The 24,020-nt window shown below is 44.0% G+C and carries 18 protein-coding genes; 9 read left to right on the top strand and 9 right to left on the bottom strand.

Features of this window, described 5'->3' with window-relative positions; translation table 11 throughout:
- Positions 1 to 5: 5 nt before the first annotated feature.
- On the bottom strand, positions 6 to 209 hold the full coding sequence (locus RYH73_RS19010) for a hypothetical protein (RefSeq protein WP_335315056.1): 204 nt from the start codon (positions 207 to 209) through the stop codon (positions 6 to 8).
- An 87-nt stretch (positions 210 to 296) separates the two neighbouring features.
- On the opposite strand from RYH73_RS19010, the gene RYH73_RS19005 reads away from it, so the two are divergent.
- Genes RYH73_RS19005 through RYH73_RS18990 form a run of 4 tightly spaced genes read left to right on the top strand, consistent with a single transcriptional unit; the run spans position 297 to position 3,061 of the window.
- Positions 297 to 713, top strand: coding sequence for a MerC domain-containing protein (locus tag RYH73_RS19005; RefSeq protein ID WP_335315055.1), 417 nt, complete (start codon positions 297 to 299; stop codon positions 711 to 713).
- Complete coding sequence (locus RYH73_RS19000) at positions 710 to 1,345, top strand: ABC transporter ATP-binding protein (protein ID WP_335315054.1); 636 nt, start codon at positions 710 to 712, stop codon at positions 1,343 to 1,345. Before RYH73_RS19005 ends, RYH73_RS19000 begins: the two co-directional genes overlap by 4 nt.
- Positions 1,346 to 1,348: 3 nt before the next feature.
- Positions 1,349 to 2,587, top strand: a complete 1,239-nt coding sequence (locus RYH73_RS18995) for an ABC transporter permease (RefSeq protein ID WP_335315053.1) — start codon at positions 1,349 to 1,351, stop codon at positions 2,585 to 2,587.
- A 3-nt stretch (positions 2,588 to 2,590) separates the two neighbouring features.
- Positions 2,591 to 3,061 carry a DUF3299 domain-containing protein gene (locus RYH73_RS18990; protein WP_335315052.1) on the top strand — a complete coding sequence of 157 codons (471 nt, stop codon included), beginning with the start codon at positions 2,591 to 2,593 and terminating at the stop codon, positions 3,059 to 3,061.
- Positions 3,062 to 3,065: 4 nt separating this feature from the next.
- On the opposite strand, the gene RYH73_RS18985 is transcribed toward RYH73_RS18990, so the two are convergent.
- Positions 3,066 to 4,037 (bottom strand): helix-turn-helix transcriptional regulator, encoded by a 972-nt coding sequence (locus RYH73_RS18985; protein WP_335315051.1) that lies wholly within the window; start codon positions 4,035 to 4,037, stop codon positions 3,066 to 3,068.
- Positions 4,038 to 4,237: 200 nt separating this feature from the next.
- Here RYH73_RS18985 and RYH73_RS18980 point away from each other — a divergent pair, with 200 nt between their 5' ends.
- Complete coding sequence (locus RYH73_RS18980) at positions 4,238 to 6,625, top strand: TonB-dependent receptor (RefSeq protein ID WP_335315050.1); 2,388 nt, start codon at positions 4,238 to 4,240, stop codon at positions 6,623 to 6,625.
- 197 nt (positions 6,626 to 6,822) lie between these two features.
- Here RYH73_RS18980 and RYH73_RS18975 read toward each other — a convergent pair whose 3' ends face one another.
- The 5 genes from RYH73_RS18975 to RYH73_RS18955 form a co-directional block, all read right to left on the bottom strand.
- A complete protein-coding gene (locus RYH73_RS18975) occupies positions 6,823 to 7,698 on the bottom strand; it encodes an alpha/beta fold hydrolase (protein ID WP_335315049.1) in 876 nt (291 codons plus the stop codon).
- A gap of 190 nt (positions 7,699 to 7,888) precedes the next feature.
- Entirely contained in the window at positions 7,889 to 10,162 is a 2,274-nt protein-coding gene (gene katG / locus RYH73_RS18970) for a catalase/peroxidase HPI (protein ID WP_335315048.1), read from the bottom strand.
- Between the two features lie 412 nt (positions 10,163 to 10,574).
- Positions 10,575 to 12,698: a cation:proton antiporter gene (locus tag RYH73_RS18965; protein WP_335315047.1), complete on the bottom strand. Its 2,124-nt coding sequence runs from the start codon at positions 12,696 to 12,698 to the stop codon at positions 10,575 to 10,577.
- A gap of 3 nt (positions 12,699 to 12,701) precedes the next feature.
- Positions 12,702 to 13,271: a hypothetical protein gene (locus RYH73_RS18960; protein ID WP_335315046.1), complete on the bottom strand. Its 570-nt coding sequence runs from the start codon at positions 13,269 to 13,271 to the stop codon at positions 12,702 to 12,704.
- 105 nt (positions 13,272 to 13,376) lie between these two features.
- Complete coding sequence (locus RYH73_RS18955) at positions 13,377 to 14,171, bottom strand: nuclear transport factor 2 family protein (protein ID WP_335315045.1); 795 nt, start codon at positions 14,169 to 14,171, stop codon at positions 13,377 to 13,379.
- A gap of 230 nt (positions 14,172 to 14,401) precedes the next feature.
- Here RYH73_RS18955 and RYH73_RS18950 point away from each other — a divergent pair, with 230 nt between their 5' ends.
- From RYH73_RS18950 to RYH73_RS18935, 4 genes are all read left to right on the top strand, one after another.
- On the top strand, positions 14,402 to 15,544 hold the full coding sequence (locus tag RYH73_RS18950) for an efflux RND transporter periplasmic adaptor subunit (protein ID WP_335315044.1): 1,143 nt from the start codon (positions 14,402 to 14,404) through the stop codon (positions 15,542 to 15,544).
- An 84-nt stretch (positions 15,545 to 15,628) separates the two neighbouring features.
- Positions 15,629 to 18,805 carry an efflux RND transporter permease subunit gene (locus RYH73_RS18945; RefSeq protein WP_335315043.1) on the top strand — a complete coding sequence of 1,059 codons (3,177 nt, stop codon included), beginning with the start codon at positions 15,629 to 15,631 and terminating at the stop codon, positions 18,803 to 18,805.
- A gap of 27 nt (positions 18,806 to 18,832) precedes the next feature.
- Positions 18,833 to 20,248 (top strand): efflux transporter outer membrane subunit, encoded by a 1,416-nt coding sequence (locus RYH73_RS18940; protein ID WP_335315042.1) that lies wholly within the window; start codon positions 18,833 to 18,835, stop codon positions 20,246 to 20,248.
- Positions 20,249 to 20,283: 35 nt separating this feature from the next.
- Positions 20,284 to 20,676, top strand: a complete 393-nt coding sequence (locus RYH73_RS18935) for a barstar family protein (protein ID WP_335315041.1) — start codon at positions 20,284 to 20,286, stop codon at positions 20,674 to 20,676.
- A gap of 38 nt (positions 20,677 to 20,714) precedes the next feature.
- Here the strand turns inward: RYH73_RS18935 and ggpS are convergent, their stop codons facing one another.
- Positions 20,715 to 22,949 (bottom strand): glucosylglycerol-phosphate synthase, encoded by a 2,235-nt coding sequence (gene ggpS / locus RYH73_RS18930; protein ID WP_335315040.1) that lies wholly within the window; start codon positions 22,947 to 22,949, stop codon positions 20,715 to 20,717.
- 1 nt (position 22,950) lies between these two features.
- The gene (locus RYH73_RS18925) at positions 22,951 to 23,937 is read right to left on the bottom strand and encodes an NAD(P)H-dependent glycerol-3-phosphate dehydrogenase (RefSeq protein ID WP_335315039.1); all 987 of its coding nucleotides are present in this window, start codon (positions 23,935 to 23,937) and stop codon (positions 22,951 to 22,953) included.
- Positions 23,938 to 24,020: the final 83 nt, after the last annotated feature.

Here is a 24,020-nt window from a genome sequence, read left to right as displayed (position 1 = left end):
AAAACCTACAACTGCTTTTCTACCCTTTCAAACCAGGATACGATTTGCTGGTAATGGTCCATTCCGTATAGTCGGATAAATTCGCTTGTTTCGGGATGTTCGCGCTGTCTGTAGATGGCCAACCGACTTTTTACAAAATCTACACGCAATGTTATACCGCATTTTTTAGTAATGCAATCATGCCAGGTTTCAAAATCTTGTGGTATCATTTTAATGCAATTATGTTGCAAATCTAAAGAATGCTTTGTTAATTTGCAACACAATTGCATTTATTCATTAATTAAACGAGGGAAATCATGAAAGTAAGTTTGTTGGGAAAAATGGATCGAATTGGTATCACAGCATCGGTATTATGTGCTATTCACTGTGCATTAATGCCTTTTGTTATTACGTTATTGCCCCTAATTGGGCTTGAGTTTCTTTCCAGTCCATGGGTGGAAATCAGTGTAATCGCCTTATCTGTACTGATTGGTGTGACATCACTTATTCCATCTTATGTAAAGTATCACCGTAAATTAGCGCCACTGCTACTGCTTATCATCGGTTTTATACTGATTTTCGGAGCGCATTTGTTGGGTTTGCATGAGTTGGAACCGGTACTGGTGCCCTTGGGTGGTTTCGCCATTGCGGGCGCTCATTTTTTAAACTGGAAGCTAAATAGACCTTACCACTGTGCTGCCTGCATAAATGAGGATAAACAAGGAGCAGAATGAAGGCCTTGATCGCGCATGATGGTATCGAAGTGAGGTTTAAGAACGGGTTGCGCTTATCATTTCCGTCATTTACCCTTGAAAGAGGAGCACATTGTTTGGTGCTTGGTGATTCAGGCAGTGGAAAAACGACTTTGCTACATGTACTATCGGGTTTGTTAAAGCCTGCATCGGGTACTGTAAAGCTGGCGGGTGTGGATATTTATGCGTTATCCATGAAAGAGATAGACCGTTTCCGCGGTGAACAGGTAGGATTGATTTTTCAGCAGGCGCATCTCATCAAAAGTCTAACCCTGCTGGAGAATCTTAAAATGGCTCGTTGGCTGCTCGGGCGAGAAGAAAATGCGAAGGATTTGATGGTGCTGTTGGAAAGACTCAACCTTACTGATCAAGCAAGAAACTATCCGCTCGAGCTTAGCCAAGGGCAATTGCAGCGCGCAGCGATTGCCAGGGCTTTAGTAAATCGACCTCGATTGCTGGTAGCTGATGAACCCACTTCGGCACTGGACGACCGGAATGCTGAGGCCGTTATCGCACTTTTGTCGGAGCAAGCGGCACTTTATGGCGCAAGTTTACTGATCGCTACGCACGACAAAAGGATAAAGGATAAATTTTCTAACACCTATGTATTGTAAAGAATGAAGATATTTCGTGTTGTTTGGAGGACGATCGTTTATAATTTTTCTTCGTCTGCACTCTGTATATTTCTGACGGCTTTGGGGACAGCTATTTTGTGTCTGGTACTGCTGCTGTCTTCGCAGATCGATAGACAAGTTCATTTGAATAGCAAACAGATCGATCTGGTAATCGGTGCCAAAGGGAGTCCGTTGCAATTGATTTTGAATAGCATCTTTCATGTGGATTATCCTACTGGGAACATCTTGTTGGATGATGCACGCAAAATTGCGCAACATCCGCTGGTTCAGTTGGCAGTACCACTGTCGATGGGAGACAACTACCAGGGATTTCGTATTCTGGGAACCGACAGCAGCTTTCTGGATCTCTATGCGTTACAGCTTGCTTCCGGGGGATGGGGGACGGGTGACTTTGAGGCGGTACTTGGTTATGAAGTGGCGAGGGCCAAGGGACTCGCCATCGGTGATAAAATTGTAGGTGCGCATGGATTGGTGGCCGGTAATGACCTGCACGACGACCATCCTTATACCGTTGTGGGTGTTTTGGCGGAAAGTCATAGTGTAGCCGATCGCTTGGTTTTGACGAACTTATCGAGTGTTTGGCATATGCACGATCATGCGCATGTGCATCACGGACAGGGGCATGAAGGGGATGAAAATCGACACGAAGAGGAGGAAGTCCATGATTTATTGAGGATGGATGTACAGGGTAAGGAAATTACCAGCATGTTGATCCGTTACAAGAATCCAACGGCTGTCGCGCTATTCCCGCGGATGGTGAACCAAACAACGAACATGCAGGCCGCTTCCCCGGCCATCGAGAGTGCGCGTTTATTTTCAATAATGGGGATCGGATTGGATGCCTTGGCCATTTTGGCTTGGGTACTGATGCTGATGGCAGCGGCCAGTGTATTTGTTAGTCTTTACAACGGATTTAAAAACAGAAAGTACGAACTGGCGGTGATGCGATCCATGGGGGCGCCCAGGGTTATTTTATTGAAGCTGATGTTGATGGAGGGGATATTCATCACCGTAATAGGCGCTCTTTTGGGTATTGTACTGGCACATGCAGCAGCCTTTGCCATCGCTGCTGAAGGTGTCGGAGATTTCATTAATGCCTGGCATTTCGGTATTGAAGAGGTCGTTATAGGGTTAACGGGTCTACTGCTCGGATTGATCGCGGCACTGATACCGGCCGTGAAGGCTTATTCAACATCGATTTCACAAACTTTACTTCGCTGATAGATGTCATTTCAAAAGATGCTGAACCTGATACTTTTGTGCTTGTTGGTTCATCCTGCAAAGGCGCAAAACTTACCGGACCATAAGCCGATGATGAATAAGGTCTGGGAGGCCTTCGATGAGTTGATGTACAAAGTCACGACAGAAGAGGATGGTACAACGGTTTATACACCGCACTTTCCTAAAGTGTTGAAAGAATTGGAGAATACGCAGGTGACCTTGCCGGGCTATATGGTTCCGTTTGAGTTGGGAAAGCAACATCATGTGTTTATGCTATCGGTTTTGCCGGTAATGCAATGCATGTTCTGCGGACAGAACGGGATCCCTCCTTTAGTGCAGGTGACGATGAAGCGCGGAAAAGCGAAGTTTTCCGATCATCCATTCACCATCAGGGGAAAGGTATACCTGAATACCAATCTCGAAAAGGGGGCGGAAATACAGCTTCTGGATGCGGAAATTGTGGAAGAGCAGTAGGGGCTTATTTTCTGAATTTGGTAGGCGGATGGCCAACAATTCTCTTAAAGGCCGCGCTAAAGTTGGAGAGGTTATTATACCCCAGTAGCATACTGATTTCTTGCAGTGGTAAGTCGGTATCCAGCAGGTATTGTTTTGCCTGGTTCATCCGTATTTCTTGAAGGTAGGCGAAGGGTGTCGTATCAAAAATAACTTTAAAACCTTGTTTCAATTTATTTCGGTTAATCCCTACCAGATTGCCCAGCTCCTGAATGGTATGGGGGCGACCGACATTTTCGCGGATAAGCTGGCCCGCTAACAGAATTCGTTCCTTATCGTAAGAAGAAAGTGTAAGCGTTTCGTGCGCATTGTTGAGCTTATTAAAACTGAGTGCAATCAGTTCGTATACTTTGGCCTCCAGGTAAATCCTCCGTGTGATGCCGGTATAATGGCATTGTCTCATATCATCGATTACGCTTAATATTTTGGGGCTTACGCGAATAGGGGGGTCGCTAAGGAGCCGGCTCTTTCCTTTATCAATGGCGTCTAAAAAATGATCCATCTCTTTGCATTCACCCTCATACTGAAGTAACAGGGGCGTTGGAAGATGTAGATCGAACGTATGGTAAGCGATATCCTTTTTAAAGCCGATCTTGGCCTTGCCGTTTTCAGCATCGAACATAATATTACCCGACATGGGTGCTACAAAAGGTGATTTACTAAGCTTGTTTTCATAGAAGATACTGGAGGGACTAAGGTTGAATTGCATTTCAAGTAACGGTGCGTCACCAGAACCGGTTAACTCAATATTGTCGTTAAAATGATAGGCGCCTTGTACCATGATCACTTCATTCCGCAACCGTTCTTCTTTAAAGGATACCTTTCCCTTGGAAAAATGGAAAAACTTGTCGGCCCTATCTTTGGAGACGGTAATTTCACTTTTGCCAAGGGCGTACATTTCGGCTAAATCGCCAACATCAAGCTTGTAGTCCATCATAAAGTGCTAAATTCATAAAAAGTACTTCCTATCTCATAAACACTTAGCTCACTTTCACTATACTTTTGCACAAATTTATTTATTTTCAGTCTAAATAAAAGTTTTAGATTGAAATTCATACCTGACTGAAGCTATATGCTTAAAAATCAACAGGACTGCTGCGTCCTGTCAACATTTTCAATTTATCAATTTACAAGAACATGGGTGTAATCACTTACTCAAGGAAGGAAAAACTACAAAGATTATTATTGGCCTTGTGCTTTTTATTGATCTGCTCGGCTGCCTATGCGCAGCATGCAGCCAAAATTTCGGGTGTTATCTCCGATCATGAAGGAAATGCTTTAACCGGTGCAACGGTATTATTGAACGGGGGTGATCAGAAAACGCTTACCAATGAACAGGGCTTTTATGCGTTTACCGATCTGATTAGTGGCACTTATACAGTTACTGTCAGCTATTTTGGTTCTTCAGAAAGAAAATCAGCAGTGTTGGAGCGAAATGAAGCGCTTGTTCTGAACATCACTTTAGCAAAGAATGAACAACAACTGGATGCCGTGAACGTGTCGGTAAACCGGAAAACAGTACCCTCTTCTACACTCAGGCTCTCGAAAAATTTACTCGTTACCCCTCAGAATATTCAGATTATTGATCAGAATACCTTAAATGATCAGATGATCTTGTCTACTGCGGAGGGTTTTACGAAGAATGTCAGTGGCGCACGGACTGTATACCATCAGGAAGAGGGCAGTGCCGGTATCTACGTGCGAGGTTATGCTGCTTCTAATCTCCGCAACGGAATGGATGTGAGTGGTAGTTTCGGCCCATTGCGTGAAGATATGTCCTTTGTAGAACGGATTGAATTTGTAAAAGGCCCGGCAGGTTTTATGATGGGGAATACACAACCCGGTGGTTTTTATAATATTGTGACGAAAAAGCCACGCATCGATGCACCGAATACAGCCCGTATCAGCTTGGGGAGTTTTGGTCTGTATCGGGGTGAAGTAGACTTTACGTCTAAATTATCAAAAGATGGCAAGCTCTTGGGCCGCTTTAATTTAATGGGTACGAAAAAGGGTTCGCATGTGCTGTATGTAGGGCATGAACAATACGTCCTGAATCCGTCATTCCGGTATACCTTATCCGATCAGACAGATTTGACTTTCGAGTACATTTATTCGCAAAATGCTTTTACGGGTGGTTTTTCTAAGTATGCTTATGGTTTAAATGATTTTAAAGAGGTACCGGAATGGTTTAGTTTTAACGATCCGATCATCAAACCGACCGTTGTCAAAGAGCATAATGTTTATGCAACGATCAACCATTTACTTTCTGAAAACTGGATGCTGACCGGGCAATTGGGATACATCCACTCGGGAATGCAGGGTGAATCTATGTATGCTTTTTTCAATTCCATCGATTCGTTGGGAAATTTGTACAGACGATTGGCCGTAAATGATGCTCTCAATACTTCGGTAGTGGGACAGCTTTTTGCAAAGGGTAATTTCAAAATAGGAGAGGCGAACAATTTTGTTCTCACCGGTTTGGATATGGGAACGAAATCCTATGTTGCGGATTGGACAAATTTGCCGGATACCATCGGCGGTCAGTTTAACATATACAATCCGGTGTACGGAAATTTAACGGCAAATGATATCCCGGTTTATGATCGGACTAAGCCATTGCGTGAACGTGGGGCAATGTATTTGACAGAATACAGCTACTATTCGGTACATTTACAGGATGAGCTGCACCTGTTACATGATCGCTTGCGTTTAGGTGCCGGCCTCCGTTATACGACCACGACACGGACAAGCGGTGCATCGAATGGGCAACGTGTAGATAATTCAGCGGTTACACCGAGGTTCAGCATAACGGGACTTTTAACACCTAGCTTAACGGCTTATGCACTCTACGACCAAAGCTTTCAAGAGCAAACCGGTACACTTTTAACCGGTGATCCTGTAAAACCTTCGCGGGGGAAAAACATGGAGATCGGTTTAAAGAAAACATGGTTCGACGGAAATCTGTTGGCCGGAATAACGGCCTATCATCTCACACGTACCAACATCACAACTGCCATGGGTGCAGATAATCCCGGTTTTGTGGAACAATCAGGCGAAGCGACGTCAAAGGGAATTGAAGTGGATATCAATGGTCGCTTGGGTCGATCTTGGAATGTGGTGTTGAATTATGCATATACCGATGCGAAGATAACGGAAGATAACGATCCCAATCGGGTGGGCATGATGTTGAATGGAACGGCAAAACATATTACCAATGCTTGGGTTAAGTACACGATTCAAGAAGGCTATCTCCAGGGGCTTGGGTTTATGGGGGGCTATGAGTTCCAGAATAAACGGGCTGCCTGGCCGGTAACGGTGGAAAAATACTTACCGGATAATCTGTTTATTCTTGATTTAGGAGCTTCCTATAAAAGGGATAAATATCAGTTCTCTGTTTTAATGAATAATGTAACCAATCGTTATAATTATACCGGACATTATCCGGGCGCTTGGGGATATAGCCATTATGGATGGCGTTCCTTGCCGCCCAGAAGTTTTCGGTTGAGTGTGGCCTATAACTTTTAAGCTCGATGTTGAAGGCTGAAACTGATTGCTATTGTCACCGAATTGTCGAAACGATTGCTGTACTGAAATTTTAGTGAAAAATATTTTGAAGTGTGTACTTTTTACACTATCTTTGTATCATCATAATTTAGGTTTATAATTGGTTAGTTAAAAGTCTTCAATCTCCCCGGTTGAAGACTTTTTTTTGCAATTACTAATTATTCCATAAAGATACTGGGCTCCTTTTTGTTGTCTAGAAACTCATCCATCATAGGGATCCACCAACTTGCTCTTGTCATCATGCCGATGTGCGTAGTGCCAGGTAAGACGGCCATTCTGGATGTGGACATTTCACCGAAGTCACCCATTTTGGCACCACCTTTCATACGCATCAGCTCATTGGCGTGTTCATAACGAATACCGTCCGAGTCGCCTATCAGCATCAGGATAGGGATAGTCATTTTACGAACATCCTCAGTCCAATCATACGGCTTTAAGTCGATGCTCATGGTTTTGGTAAAGAATTCCTCAAATTTCTCGGGGTGAGGCGAAAGGGATTTGTAGGCTTCTTCTAAGGGTGAGCCTTTAAACATAGCGGCATTCATCGTTGCAAAAGATTCTTCCGTTTCGGGCCACCAACCATCGTTTTTATAAGCACCGGATATAATGACTAATTTTTTTACTTGCTTTGGGTGGCGAATTCCCATCTGGAAGGCAACACCGCCACCCATGCTATAACCAAGTACATCGGTACTATCGATTTTTAGGTATCTCAATAATTCGCTGACATCATCGGCCATGTTTTCGTAACTGAATGCACGCGGAATATCAGCTGTGCGACCATGGCCTTGCATTTCAGCTACTACAATTTTTCTGTTTTTGAAAAGCGGGATCAATTGTTCCCAATTCATGGGGATGGTCATAAACGAACCATGTATCAGCACAAGCGGTGCCCCTTCGCCATGCACTTCATAGTACATCTTTAAGCCATTTACCGGTGCGTAACCGGCTTTGACCGGGCTTGTCTGTGCATGCAGCTTGACTTGAAATATCAAGATAAATGTGAGGATAATGGATGTTTTTAGCGCTTTCATATGTTTTGCTTGTAATTCGTGATTGTTACGATTTGATTTATAAGACAAAATTAGAGGCTATTGTCATATCGGGTGAGGTGTAGAATTGGCAATATGAAGGGGGGAATGCGACAATAATGTAGCGCGTAAAACCTACTTTGCAAAAAAAAGGCGATGAATTTTCTTCATCGCCTTTTTTACGCCGTCGTCTCTATTTGAGATCGAATCGATCGGCATTCATGACTTTGTTCCAAGCAGCAACAAAGTCTTTGACAAACTTATCTTTTCCATCCGAGCTTCCATACACTTCGGCAATGGCCCGTAGTTCTGCATGCGAACCGAAGACAAGGTCTGCCCGTGTGGCCGTCCATTTAGGTTGTCGTGTTGTCCTGTCGTAACCTTCGTAGAGCTCATGATCTTGTGAAGCTGCTTCCCATACGGTACCCATATCGAGTAGGTTTACAAAGAAGTCGTTCGTCAATACACCCGGGTTATTGGTGAAAACACCTAGGTTCGAGCCATCAAAGTTTGCGTTCAGTACACGCAGGCCTCCAATCAGAACGGTTAACTCAGGAGCGCTGAGCCCGAGCAGTTGTGCCTTGTCAATAAGCAGGGCTTCCGTGGATACGGATGATTTTTGTTTACGATAGTTACGGAAACCGTCTGCAACAGGTTCGAGGAAGGCAATGGACTCGATATCCGTCTGTTCCTGCGAAGCATCCATTCTGCCAGGGCTGAACGGGACTGTGACTGTATGTCCGGCATCTCTCGCTGCTTTTTCGATGGCGGCGCCTCCCGCTAATACAATCAGATCCGCCAGGGATATTTTCTTTCCCCCAGATTGCGAGGCGTTAAAATCCTGTTGAATACCTTCCAATGTATGTAATACCTTATCCAGCTGAGGGGGATTGTTGACCGGCCAATCTTTCTGGGGAGCCAGGCGAATGCGTGCACCGTTGGCGCCCCCACGTTTATCCGAACTACGGAAAGTAGCAGCCGAAGCCCAGGCTGTGGACACCAATGCCGCGATATGCAAGCCCGTATCAAGAATTTTTGCTTTCAAGGTATTTATATCATTGGCATCTACCAGTGGGTGGTCAACGGCAGGAATAGGATCTTGCCAAATTAAATCTTCTTGAGGTGCATCGGCGCCCAGGTACCGGCTGCGTGGTCCCATATCACGATGAGTTAGTTTGAACCAGGCGCGGGCAAAAGCATCGGCGAAGGCATCCGGGTTTTCCAAGAAATGCCTTGAGATCTTTTCAAAACCGGGGTCGAGCCGCAACGAGAGGTCGGTAGTCAGCATAGTCGGCTTCCGTTTTTTTGTCGGATCAAAAGGATCGGGAATGATATCTCCTGCATCTTTTGCTACCCATTGATGAGCACCTGCTGGGCTTTTTGTCAATTCCCATTCAAAGCCAAATAAGTTTTCAAAAAAATTATTGCTCCATTGCGTTGGGGTGGTTGTCCATATCACCTCGAGTCCGCTGGTGATGGTGTCAGGGCCTTTGCCACTGCCATGGCTATTGTTCCAACCTAATCCCTGTAATTCCAGTCCTGCCGCTTCCGGTTCTTTTCCTACATGGCTTGCCGGAGCAGCACCGTGCGTTTTGCCGAAGCTGTGCCCGCCGGCGATAAGCGCAACGGTTTCTTCGTCGTTCATCGCCATGCGACCAAAGGTGTCTCGTATATCTTTCGCTGCTGCAATAGGATCTGGATTACCGTCCGGTCCCTCAGGGTTTACATAGATTAACCCCATTTGCACTGCTGCTAGTGGTTTCTCTAAATTGCGTGAATGGATATCGCCATCCGCGTCGTCATCTGATACCAATACCCCATGATTTTCCTTCACACCTTCGGATCCGTGAGCATAGCGTACGTCTCCGCCCAACCAGGTTGTTTCAGCGCCCCAATACACATCCTCTTCGGCTTCCCACATATCTTCGCGTCCACCGGCAAATCCGAAAGTTTTAAAACCCATTGATTCTAAGGCAATATTACCGGCTAATACCAAAAGGTCTGCCCAAGAGAGGTTGCGGCCGTATTTTTGTTTAATCGGCCAGAGCAATCGACGGGCCTTGTCTAAACTGACATTATCGGGCCAGCTATTCAGTGGTGCGAAGCGTTGTTGCCCACCACCTGCGCCACCGCGGCCGTCACCCACGCGATAAGTCCCCGCACTGTGCCAGGCCATACGTATAAATAACGGACCATAATGGCCAAAATCAGCTGGCCACCAGTCCTGTGAGTCGGTCATCAAAGTATGAAGATCTTGTTTTACTGCTTCGAGGTCCAAACTTTTAAATGCTTCGGCATAGTTGAAGTCCGGATCCATTGGATCGGATAAAGATGAATGCTGGCGGAGGATACTTAGTTTTAATTGATTGGGCCACCAGTCTTGATTTCTGGTACCACCACCACCAATGGGTTGTTTTAGCAATTTTTCGCCGTGAAATGGACATTTACTGATGTCTTTTGGTTCCATGTTAGAGATTTTACGTTGAGAAAATAATTATTTATAACCTAAGTACTCATACAAACATGCTACAGCTGTTTTTGGTTTCTCGTGGATTTTCTTTCTGTAATTGGCTAATAAAATAGATCGTGCTGCTGTAGATACGCTCGAAATTTTCAATTAAGTTGCGAATAAATATTTAAACGAGCAAACCCCTTTTGGTTTTAATTGCCTGACAGGGTGTAAATTTTGTCATCCAAATGTCGAATCGATTATTACAGTCGATTTTTATTAGTGGAATATTTTGAAGTGTGTATTTTTTACACTATCTTTGTGTCATCATAATTTAGGTTTATAATTGGTTAGTTAAAAGTCTTCAATCTCCCCGGTTGAAGACTTTTTTTGTGCTCTCTTTTTTGCCTAATTACGCCATTTGCACATTTTATTTAAATAATTTTCCGATGATTTTACCGATCTCCGCAAAATCCCGATGGTTGCTGACGGCTCTTTTTTCCATGGTGGCACTTTCTTCTTCAGAAAAAGGATAAATCAAAAGATAGTTGTTGTCGTGCAGATGCTGATTGAGGAATTCAGGCATAAAGCGCATCTGTGGAAAATAAGAGGTCATGCCTCGTTTTGCCATCAGCACAATGAGCCCTTCGTCTTCGTCCAGATCCATGGCCGCTTTTTCTGCTTCTTTCCAGTGTTGAACAGCATGTAACTCGGCTTCGATGTTGGCTTTCTTTAAAATACGTTCCAAAACTTCAATGGTTGTATCGCTTGCATAAAAACTGATAAAAGCACCGGCGTTTTGCGCGATATTCCAAATACGTAACAAAGCATGGAAAAAACCGGGCTCTTTCTCTGCATTCCTCGGAATTAATACCACATGGCGTTTCACGGTAGCAATCGGTTGGGCTGCATGGTATACCAACACATTGACGTGTTCGTTTTGTAAGTAACCGTTGTAAAGGTTGTACACGAAAGATGGTGAAAAGCCTTTTTCATCTTCAAGACCAATCAGGAGGTCCGTAACCTTTTTCTCTTTGATGACATTATTGATCCCCAAGATCACATCGTTATCGTAACGTGTCAGGGGTTGCATCTTTACATCGGCTGCAGCAGCGGTATCGACGGCCATCGCAAGAATTTTCTCCGCATTTTTTACAGAAGATTCGTTTTTATCTTCGTTAATTACATTGAGCGCGAAGACGCGATCCATATTCGTATCTGCTTTCATAAGCAGGGCTAAATTTACCATCCGTTCGACTGTTTCTTCATGGTTCATAGCGAGCAAAATGTGCTCGATTTCACGACTATTTCCGGAAACGGTATCTTCTTTATCTGCTTCCGCAATGCGTTGTGCACTGGCCATGGAAATAAATGATGAAATGGTACAGGAAATAAGAATTAATAAAATACTGCCATTGAGAACGTGTTCGTTCAGTAGACGAATTGGTTCCCCATTGGCCGTTTCAGAAATGATAATATTATAGCCTACCATGACGGATGCAAGCGTGGCAGCAGCGGAGGCTGAACTCATTCCAAAGATTAAATTTCCCTCGTCTTTGCTTAATTTAAAGGTTTTTTGTGTGGCGACGGCTGCGATATATTTGCCACCGATGGAGGCGACAAGCATAATGGCGGCAACCCCGAGTGTTTCCCAGCTTTTAAAAAAAACGTTGAAATCGATCAACATTCCAACACTGATAAGAAAAAAGGGTATAAAGATGGCGTTTCCAACAAATTCCACCCGATTCATGAGGGAGGAAGCATGCGGAATAAGTCTGTTCATGGCTAAACCGGCAAAGAAGGCGCCTATAATAGCTTCAACACCGGCGATTTCTGCAAGTAGAGCGGCAAGGTAAATCATTACCAGTACAAAGATGTATTGTGAGATTTTGTCTTCTACCTGTTTAAAAAACCACCTGCCTATCATCGGGAAAAGCAGCAGTACGATGAGGCCGAAAAGTAACATAGAGATAGAAAGACGGACCCAGAAACTGCTACCAACTTCACCTTGTGTCATACCTACTACCACGGCCAATACTAAGAGCGAAAGTACATCGGTAATCATGGTACCGCCTACCGTAATATTGACGGATAAATTCTTGGATATGCCCAATTTGCTAATCAAGGGATATACAATCAATGTATGCGAAGAGAAAAGGCTGGCAAATAAGATAGCCGTTAGCAGGTTAAACTGTAAAATATAGTACCCTCCTACAAATCCCAAAACAAAAGGCGCTGCGAAGGTATAGATAGAGAAGGTAATGCTTTTCCACTTGTTCTTTTTAAAATCGCCCATATCGATTTCAAGCCCTGCGAGAAACATGATATAAAGCAAACCCGTGGTACCTGTTACAACTACACTGCTATCTCTTGCCAGTACGTTAAAACCATTTGGGCCAATCAGTGCACCCGCGATAATAAGCCCCAATAAATGGGGCACTTTGATTTTATTTAATAAAAGGGGCGCGCTTAGTATGATGATGAGTTCGAGCAGGAATTTCAATAAAGGATCCTCTATGGGGAAGGTGAGGTGCTGAATACTTAATATGGGCATAACTTATTTGTTTGAGACGCGTACAAGTTCGACGGAAAAGTTGGCGGTACAGCCACTGTCGATTTGAATAAGTTGTGTACCTTTCATTAGATCGGGGCTGCTTGGTGTTAATGTCACCTGCATTTCCACGTGTTTCTGAATAGTCGAATCGCTTCTATAAGTTAAGGAAACAAGCTCATTACGAAAGTTTCCATTAAAGATGCGGTTGATTTGGTTATTGTTAATGACTTTGGTATACATACCCGTAGAATCATCGGTAAAGTCCCATAATTCGCTTCGTTGATCACCCACGACATATTCGGTGCAATTGGACTCTTTGCAAATAAGCTTGCTACTCCACGTACCGGCTACGGTTTCGGGCCAGATAGGATGTGCTGTGGTATCTTTTTGTGCCAATAAACTATCGCGCATGCGTAGCAACGAGCGATATTCAGCTTCTTTACGTGCGAATTGTCTTTCTCGGTCGAGTAAAGCCTGTTCTCGTTTTGTTAATTGCGCTGTTTGTTGGTTATCCGTACAGGCAACAACAACGAAGAGTGTAAATAGAAACAGAAATAGGTAAAATTGTTTCATGCTATGTTTTTAAAAAAATAGGTTTTTCGATTTTGTTTTGACAAATAACAATCATTTGCGCGAAAAGTTCGATGCACCTTCCAATGAACTGTGTCGACCTGATGGTTAATGTGATGTTTGCGTGGCTTCTTCTACGATATCGCCAAACTCACGGACAACGAGTTTTCTGCCCGATTTCTCCGTCTGCACAAAACTAAATGTTAAATCCCTTTCTTTCATAAAAAAAACCTGTTCGCTTTCCGGGTAGATTTCAAAATCTTTTGTGCCGATTGTTAACAGAAGATGTGTGTCTTTAACCGTAACAAGCATATCACCACTTTGTGGACCTTTGTAGGTTCCTGTGTATGATTGAAGGATTTGCTTGTTGAGCACCATTTCTTTTCGTGTGTTGCTATAGCTGGCCGGCCCGTGATCGTAACTTAAGACGCGACTCATGAGCCATTTACCGTCTTTTAATAACCATAAGTTGGCAAAGAGGGCATGCCCGTCCAGCCGTTCATTTTTGTTTTCTTCTTTTACATAGAAGAGGTGTTCGCCGGTTATTAATGCACCATAAACCGACTCACCGGATCGTAAAAGATGGATTTTTATCGTTTCCTTGATCGGCTCACGTCGTAACCTGAAATTGGAACTGCAAAGATTATTTTTGATGCTCGCAAGTAGCGCAGCTTTTCCGCGTGTTATCCCACCTTTATCGTGATAAAATTCAACATCGTCACTAATCAATTGACCCTGTAGTTCGATATCGCAGCGGTTGTATCCCTCCCAAAAAAGACTATCTTGTTGATGTACAAGTGCTTCAATTTCTTTTGTTTGCGCTTGAGCAAAGGCCTGTTGGAAAGAAAAAACGAAGCAAGTCAAGGTTAGTATAAGAAAGATTTGATGTTTTAGGCTTTTCATATTCTTAGATTGATGGTATGTTCTGTAGACGCCGGAAACTGAAAATTGTTTCAGCGCATGGACGATTTATGGAAGCACTTTTTGTTAGCTACCAGTTGAGCATAAAGTAAAAAACATAGAAATGATTTTTGGATTACATAATAAACAAAGTAATTGCTTTGTTTATTATTTTTTTGTCTCTACCTTTGATCGCATATTCAAATACCATGAGGAGAAAAAATGAAATAAAAATGAGGTACATTTATCATATTGGCTCGGTCGGATTAGCACTTGCCATGCTAAGCGGTTGTGAGCAGAACAGCCAATCCACTCATTCTACTACATTACAGGAATTTACGGTGATGACTGTTACACCACGTGATGCCGAATTGTATATTGATTATCCTGCCACTGTGCGTGGTCAGCAGAATATCGAGATTCGGCCGAAAATAGATGGTTACATAGCAACCATACTGGTAGATGAAGGCGCTAAAGTGAAAAAAGACCAATTGCTTTTCCGTATTAATAATCCCCAATACGAGCAGGAGGTACTGACCGCTCAAGCGGCGATCAAACGGGCCGTTGCCGGTGTTAATACCGCAAAGATGCAGATAGCTAAAACCGAACCGCTGGTGAAGAAAGAGATCATCAGTGAATATGAATTGCAATCTGCCCATTTGGAGCTGGAAGCGAGACAAGCGGAGCTGGCACAAGCAAAGGCCGCGTTGCAGAACGCGCAAACTAATCTTGGTTATACGATTATCCGTAGTCCGGCCGATGGGGTTATCGGAACACTCCCTTACAAAATCGGCAGTTTAGTGAGTAGTACAAGTGAACAAGCGCTGACCGTCTTGTCAGATATTTCTAATATCCATGTTTATTTCTCCTTTTCTGAAAAGCAGTTTCTTGAATTAATGAATGCGCCTAAAGAGTGGGCGATGGATAATGCACTAAAACGACTGCCGCCTGCACAGTTGGTCTTAGCGAATGGGCAGGTTTATGCTGAAAATGGCCATATAGAAACGACGGGTGGTTTGATCAATACGGGAACCGGTGCCATTACGATGCGTGCACTTTTTCCCAATAAAGCCGGTACGATTCGTAGCGGTAGCAGTGCTACGCTGCGTATTGCTCATCCGGTAAAAGATGCGCTCATTGTACCCGCTAAAGCTACCTACGAGGTGCAAGGGAAAAAATTTGTGATGATCCTTGATAGTCTTGATACCGCGCATTCGGCTGAGATTACGGTGGATGCTTTGCCGGTTGGCGATGCTTTTGTCGTAAACAGCGGCCTACGCAGCGGTGATCGCGTCGTAACCGAAGATGTAGGAGCCATCAAAGACGGCGATAAGATAAAACCTAAAAATCAGGTGGCCATTAGGGTTAAACGATAAATCTTTTATCACATTTTTCCGCTGAATGTATTCCTTCAAAAAGGGAGTGCTCAAGCCACTGCTTTACCTTTAAATTCTGAAATCATGTTAAAGAAATTTGTGGATAACCCGGTATTAGCAACCGTCATATCCATTATCATCGTTATACTGGGACTCTTGGGATTAACAAGCCTCCCGATTTCTCAATATCCTGAAATTGCACCCCCAACTGTACAGGTAACAGCCTCCTATCAGGGAGCTAATGCTGATGTAGTTATGAAGAGTGTGATCATTCCATTAGAGGAACAGATCAATGGTGTCGAACATATGACCTATATGACATCGAAGGCGAGCAATGATGGAACTGCCGTCATTACCGTTAATTTTGAACAAGGTACGGATCCCGATTTAGCTGCCGTGAATGTGCAGAACCGTGTGGCAAAGGCTACAGGTGTCATGCCGGCGGAGGTGATCAAGACAGGAATTACGACAACCAAAAAGCTAAATGCTGAAATATTCGGTTTCTTGATTTACAGTGAGAATAAGTCTTATGATGTCAACTTCCTTGACAATTATATGCGTATTAATATTGTCCCTGAACTGAAACGTATATCCGGTGTGGCGGATGTGCAGGTCTGGAGCGATCAAACTTATTCGATGCGCATTTGGTTGAAGCCGGAGGTTATGGCTTCATACGGATTGATGCCCGACGATGTTTTAGCGGCTCTTGCCGAACAGAATGTAGAGGCTGCTCCGGGAAAATTAGGGGAAAACAGTGCGAAGACTTTTGAATATGTTCTTAAATATACGGGGAGGCTAGAAGCTCCTGAACAGTTTGAAGACATCGTATTGCGTGCGAACAGCGATGGTCAGTTGCTTCGCCTGAAAGATGTGGCTACAGTGGAATTGGGTGCTTTCAGCTACAATACAGACCTCACGGCTCATGGATTTCCATCTTCGGGTGGGGCTATCAGTCAATCGGCCGGTGCAAATGCGCACGAGATCAATGAGCAGATTGTTAAAATGCTCAAGAAAGCAGAAGCCGATTTTCCTGCGGGCATTAAGTGGACTACGTTCATTAATGTGAATAGCTTTTTGGATGCTTCGATTTCTAAACTGGTTCAAACATTGGTAGAAGCCTTTATTCTGGTGTTTTTGATTGTTTTTATCTTTTTACAGGATTTTCGTTCTACACTTATTCCTGCAATCGCCGTGCCTGTGGCTATCGTGGGAACTTTCTTTTTCTTGAAAATATTCGGTTTTACGCTCAATTTACTAACGTTATTTGCACTGGTGTTGGCCATCGGTATTGTGGTAGATGATGCGATTGTGGTGGTTGAAGCGGTTCATGCCAAAATTGGCCAAGGTGCGAAGTCGGCCCGGAAAGCCACCTTGCATGCCATGCATGAAATTAGCTCGGCGATTATTTCCATCACCTTGATTATGGCCGCTGTTTTTGTACCGGTTACTTTTATTCAGGGATCTGCCGGTGTGTTTTATAAGCAGTTTGGTATTACCCTGGCGGTTGCCATTATCATTTCTGCTGTGAATGCGCTCACATTAAGTCCTGCACTCTGTGCGCTCTTCTTAAAACCACATGAACACTTAGCGGCAAAGGATGCAAAAAAGAATGCTTTGCAACGTTTCTTTGTAGCGTTCAATACCGCTTTTGCGGCTCTTAGTGATCGGTATATTCGCATTGTAAAGCTACTCATCAAGCGGAAATGGCTTGCCTTGGGCTCTATTGCGTTGTTTGCTGCCTTATTGTTGTTTTTCCTAAAGACAACACCAACAGGATTTGTTCCTAATGAAGATTCGGGCGCCATTTACGGGGACATCATCTTGCCGCCCGCATCGACATTGGAACAGACGACGAGGATAGCCAATGAGGTAGACAGCATTGCACGAAGTATGCCCGAGGTGGAGCTGAGCTCTCGTCTGGTGGGCATGAATTTAATCAGTGGGACGGGTGGTTCTTATAGCGCTATGTTCATCGCCCTTAAACCCTGGAAAGAACGGACAGGCAAAGGCCAGGATATTAATAGCTTGGTAGGAAAACTGTTCGCCAAAACAAGTCATATCCGCGGAGCAAATATCATTTTCTTTGCAGCACCTACTTTACAGGGTTTCGGTAATAATAGTGGCTTCGAAATACAATTGCTAGATAAAACCGGGGGTACCTATGCGCATTTTGGCGCTGCTGTTGATAAATTTATGGCAGGTCTCCGTAAACGCCCGGAGATTATGTATGCTGCTACGCCTTTTAACATTAATTTGCCGCAGTATCGGGTGAAGGTTAATGTTCCTTTGGCCAAGGAGGCAGGGGTGGATGTTGGCGGACTGTTGAGAACGTTACAGGGCTACTTGGGTGGAATCTATGCGTCTGATTTTAATCGTTTCGGTAAGCAATATAAAGTGCTGGTCCAATCTAAACCTGACTACCGTGCGGAAGAGTCGGATCTTGAAAAAATCTATGTAAGAAACGATGCGGGGGAGATGGCACCAATTGCTACTTTTGTAACACTGGAGCGTACCAGTGGCCCTGAGTTCATTAACCGTTTTAATTTATACACTTCGGCTACCGTGAATGGCGCTCCAAATCCTGGCTATAGCTCGGGTGATGTTATCCGCGCTGTGCAAGATGTGGCGAGCGAAACATTGCCAAGAGGGGCTGATTTTGATTATAGCGCATTGACGCGTGAAGAAATCAATAGCGGTAATCAGACGCTGCTGATTTTCGGGCTCTGTCTTATTTTCGTCTATTTCTTACTCAGCGCTCAATATAAAAGTTACCTACTTCCCTTTGCTGTATTATTATCGCTTCCGATAGGTTTGGCAGGAGCCTTTTTGTTTGCCCGCCTAGCGGGATTGGACAATAATATTTTCCTTCAAATCAGTTTAATTATGCTTATTGGTCTATTGGCTAAGAATGCCATTTTGATTGTGGAGTTTTCTGTTCAGCGCCGTCATAGTGGCCTAAGTTTGGTGCGTGCTGCCATATCCGGTGCTTCAGCCAGGTTACGCCCGATTCTCATGACTTCCTTTGCTTTTGTTTTTGGACTCATGCCTTTGATGCTTGCCTCAGGTGTTGGTGCTTTGAGCAATCGCTCAATCGGTACCGCGGCAGTTGGCGGTATGTTGATCGGTACGGTGTTCGGTATTTTTGTGATCCCGACACTCTTTGTCATGTTCCAGGCAATGCAGGAGCGTTTTAGTGGACGGGTTACCCGGGAGAAAAAAGAAGAAGATTGGCAAGAGGCAATGGAGATGCCTTCCGTATAAATTTAGTGAATTGATAATAGGAAAACTATGAAATACAAAGATAAATGGCCGATGGTAGTAGTTTTATTGCTAGTAACTTCCTGCAAGGTAAGCCAAAAATATGAAGAACCTCGGATGGATACGGCATCTCGTTATAGGGGTCAGGTAGAACTTGATAGCCCTACGATCGCCTCAAAAAACTGGTCGGATTTTTTTACGGATACTGCACTTCGGAAATTAATAGCAAAAGGATTGGAGGAGAACTTCGATGTGAAAATGGGCTTACAACGAATTATCGCAGCACAGGCCGCTTTCCGCCAAAGCCGACAAGCCTTTCTTCCTGAAATAAATGCCAGTGCGTCTGTAAAACGGTCGAGATTAGCTTTTCCGCAGGGCTATGGTTTGATCAATAATGCAACGCAATACGATGCTGGCCTTACGATGGCCTGGGAGCTTGATGTTTGGGGAAAGCTTAATAGCAGCAAAAAAGCCGCACTGGCGAGCTTGCTTGCTACCGATGCTGCACAAAAGGCTATACGAAGTAAACTGGTGTCAGATATTGCAGCCAATTATTATACACTTCTTGCCTTAGACCAGCGGCTGAACGTGCTGGAGATGACGCTTGAAAACCGTAAAAACGATGTGCTGACTATGCGTGAACTGAAAAGGTCTGCTGTTGTTAATGGGGCTGCCGTGGTACAGAGTGAGGCCAATCAATATGCGGTAGAAGTAGCTATTCCAGATGTTAAACAGCAAATTAGAGAGACTGAAAATGTTTTATGTCTATTGCTTGGCCAAACTCCGGGGGCCATTGCACGTACAGGGCTTTCCGAGCAGGTAATACCTGAGGCGTTATCTACCGGTGTTCCCGCCCATTTATTGCGCTATCGTCCAGATGTTGCCGAGGCCGAGCTGACCTTCAGAACTGCTTTTGAACAGGTTAATGTTGCCAAAACCGCCTTTTATCCCAGCTTGAACATCACCGCTGCAGGGGGATTTACTAGCTTCGATTTTTCAGCATGGTTCACCAATGCGGGTTTGTTCGCTCATGTGATGGGTGGTTTAACGCAACCTATTTTTAATCGAGGTGCCAATAAAGCGCGTTTGAAAACGGCGGAAGCTCAAAAGCAGGAAGCCTTTTACAATTTTAATAAGACTTTATTGACTGCCGGGAAGGAGGTTTCGGATGCGCTGTTCTTATTGGAAGCCGCTTCGCTGAAGGAACATAGTAGAAAGAAAGAGCTAAACGCGCTCGAGAAAGCAGTGGATTTTACCAAGGAATTGCTACGGTACAGCTCGGCTACTAACTATACCGATGTCTTGCTTTCCGAACAAAATCTGCTAAATGCACAGATGAATAGAATAGACGATCAATTGCAACAGTGGCAGGCGGTCATTGCGCTTTATCGTGCACTCGGGGGTGGTGCACAAGCGGATGCCGGCTTGGCTAATTATGCCGAATAATGTGGGGATCCATAAAAATTCACTAATTTACCCTGATGATAAAAGAAATTGTCATTAATGGTTTGCATATTCATGACATTGCTTCGTTTTATGAGGAAATCAATCGTGTCTTTATGTCGAACGAAGATTGGAAGATCGGACAAAGCCTTGATGCTTTCAATGACCTATTATATGGGGGATTTGGCGCAATGGAAAACGGTGAAAGTGTGAAGTTCATATGGGAAAATGCTGAAAATATGAAAAAAGCGTTGGGTTATGAGGTTACTAAAACCTATTATGAGGATAAGCTTAAGCCTGATGCCCCCTTTAATAGCAATTATTTTAGGGAAAAGTTGATCGCGTTAGAGAGCGGAAGTGGGGAAACTTACTTTGACTTGCTTCGATCGGTTGTCGAAACGCATCCGAACATTGAATTGGTACTTGTTTAAATCCCCGCCTATTGCGGGGATTTACTGATTTATATACCTTAGGATTTCTCTAGTTCCTGTACAAAATCCTTACCCCAATATTCTACATCAAAATGAGATACGGCTTCAAAGGACCGTTGTAAGCGGATCGCTTGCTCTTGCTCATCCATCATCAGCGCTTTTAGCAGGGATTCGATCATGCTCTTTCGATCGTAAGGATTGGTTAGAATCGCATAGGGCAATTCGACGGAAGCACCGGCAAATTCAGATAAGACCAGCGCTCCTTTAACATCATTCAAAAGCCCCTTGGCCGCAATGTATTCTTTGGCAACCAGATTTAATCCGTCGCGAAGCGGGGTGATCCAAGCGATATCACTGATTCCGTAATAGGTGACAACCTCGTCAAACGGTAAGGACCGATAAAAATACTGAATCGGAAGCCAATCCATGGTTGCGTATTTACCATTGATCTCACCGATCGCTTGATTCAATTCATCGCGGATTTGATCGTAAATTTTCATTCCTTGTGATGGAGGGGTGCAGATGTTGATCAACTCTACTTTGCCCCTGTATTCAGGATAATCGTTCAGAAACTCACCAAAAGCGTGTATTTTTTCTAATGGTCCTTTTACGTAATCCAAACGCTCTACGGAAAGAATTGTTCTTATACCTTTTTTGTGTTTGCTTTCTTGCATGCTTTGGATATGCTGTTTTACCTTTGACGTAGTTAGCGCGCGCTTGATACTTTCCATGTTTACGCCTACAGGTTGGGCCCCTAAACGAATTTTACGACCTTCTACTTCGATAATCTTCGTCATCTTTTCTACACCTAAGGCGCAACTATAAGTGAGGAATTGCTTCGCAGCGTTAATTGTTTTAACAACACGGAAAGGTACATGGCTTCTGAGCACATCGATAAAATTCTCTACATAGCGAGGGATATGAAAGCTGATAAAGTCGCATAATAATAGGGAGCCAATGATTTCTCTCCGCCAGGGAAGAATGTTAAAAACATCAGCGGCAGGGAATGAGGTGTGGTGGAAAAAACCTATTTTCAGATCAGGTCGCAAGGGTTTCAGATAGGCGGGAACCATCCATAAGTTATATTCATGAATCCAAACAAAAGCACCCTGATCAGCCTCTCTTGCGATACGATCGGCAAATATTTTATTGATATGGAGGTAGTGATTCCAATCTTCGTGGTTAAATTTTGCTTTATCGACAAAGGAAAAAATGGTTGGCCAAAAGGCTTCTTTGGAGAACACACGATAGAACTGGTCGATGTCTTTCTTGGATAGTGAGATCGTGGAACTCCAAAGCTTCGGGTATTTTTGTTCATCAATAAGCTGATTGCTTATTTCTTTTTCATCCTTTTGCTGTACCTCTTCGCCGATCCAAATACCGGCACGTCCCTTTTCAAAGAGTCCGAGTAGGGAAGGGATGATGCCATTTGGACTTTTCGGTGCGTGGCGTACGGTTTGCCCTTTTATTACCGTCTTTTCGTAAGGTAGTCGATGGTAAACAATAACCAGTTGGTTTTTGGCAGCTTTTCGTTTTACCTTTGCTACTTTGCTTGCTGTAAATAGTTTGCGAAAAGAATCCAGTCGTTGCATGGCTTCAAGGATACCTCCGGCACCTGTTTGTTGCGCATGATAAACTTCTTCGTTTTCTTGGGTAGCCTTGAGCAAAGCAATTTCCGAAGCCCCAACGGCTACACCTTTGCAACCGATCTGAAACATGGCGAGATCGTTCAATGTATCACCGGCTACTAATACTTCTTCATCTGCTACGGCTAACATATTGATCAATTTGCGAAGTGTGGAACCTTTATTTACTCCTTTAGGCAGCAAGTCCAGGTATTTATCAACCGATGTGATAACATCGAGGTTCTTCTTTTCCGCGATATCCATCACTTTCGCTAAATCAACCTCTTTTGAATAGTAAAAGGAGCTTCGTCGTTGTTGCGGTACTTCCTGAGGCTCAATTCCTTCAATGGCTGCAAGCGCTTGCCGCAAATCAAAGACTTCTGTCCAGTTGCGTTCTATTTCGGATTGGATAGGTTCGATCTTGTCTAAGGTATGCCCATTTACTATTGTTGCTCCTACATCGGCGATAATATAATCGGGCGTAGGGATTAGCGGATCGTTTAGTAGCGGAATGACCGTTTCGAGTCCGCGACCGGTGACGAACACCAGCGTAAAACCTTTCGCTTCTTTGATAAGGCGATAAAGTTCCATTCGCTGGTTTATTTCGCCGCCTAAGAAAGTCCCATCTAAGTCTGTTGCTAGTATCATACTATTTTAGTTTTTGTTCTAATAGTTTAAACTCTGTTACTACAGGCATGTGCCTGAATAATACGCGGTAAGCTGTTTGTAAAACAGGTAGTCCGATCGGAAAATTCCGTGTGTTTTCGTAAAGCCCGCGTGTTGCACCGTAACCTTCAGCTACCATGTGCATGGAGCCTTTTGCTTTATCGACGCTGTAGCCACGACCGATCATTTCGCCAAAAAGGCGGTTGCGGCTATGCACTGAGTAGGCCGTTACTAGAAGGTCGCCGGCGTAGGAGGAATTAAGAATTTCGGCGTCGCTGCCCATGTGCTGAAGAACATCCGCTAATTCCGCCAAAGCATTCGACACCAGAACAGCCAGAAAATTATCGCCATAATGGAGCCCCTTCGCCATTCCGCAGACCAGGCCAACTACGTTTTTGTAAATGGCTGCACACTCGATTCCGATGATATCGGTGCTTAGACGAATGTCGAGATAATCGCCTGAAAAGCATTCTCGTAAGAGCTGTTGCAAATCGGTATCAATTGCGCCGATCGTCAGATACGTTTTTTTTCTATGGCCGATCTCCTCGGCGTGACAAGGTCCTGCAAGAATGCCCTGAAGATTATTCGGTATGCCTAATTGCTTGGCGAGAAAAATGCTTGGTATTTCATGTTCATCGCCGACGGTTCCCTTAATGGCACTCAATATAACTTTGTCCTGAGCCCAATTTGCATCAAAATCGGCTAATAGCTTCGGGAGTTCTCCACTTGGGACGGCAAATAAAAGAAGGTTACTCTTTTGTGCTACCTCCGACTTCTGAGAGCTGCACCGTAGATATTCCGTATTTAAAGTAACGAAGTTTAAATAGTCGGGGTTACGCCCCGTTTCTTGTATTGCTTGCGCTTGCTCGGGTCTTCTTAAATACCAATTAACTATTAATTTATTGTCTGTTAAAATTTTCACTAGAGCAGTAGCCCAACTGCCACCGCCAAAAACGCCCAATTCAATCAAAACAATTGATTTTTAGATGATAGAAAAACAGGGCTACGTAGTCGTGTAGCCAAATCGGAGTGCAAATATACGAATTTATGGAA

It is taken from the genome of Olivibacter sp. CPCC 100613, assembly GCF_036959255.1.
Lineage (GTDB): Bacteria > Bacteroidota > Bacteroidia > Sphingobacteriales > Sphingobacteriaceae > Olivibacter.
This window is presented reverse-complemented; position numbering and strand designations above follow the sequence as displayed.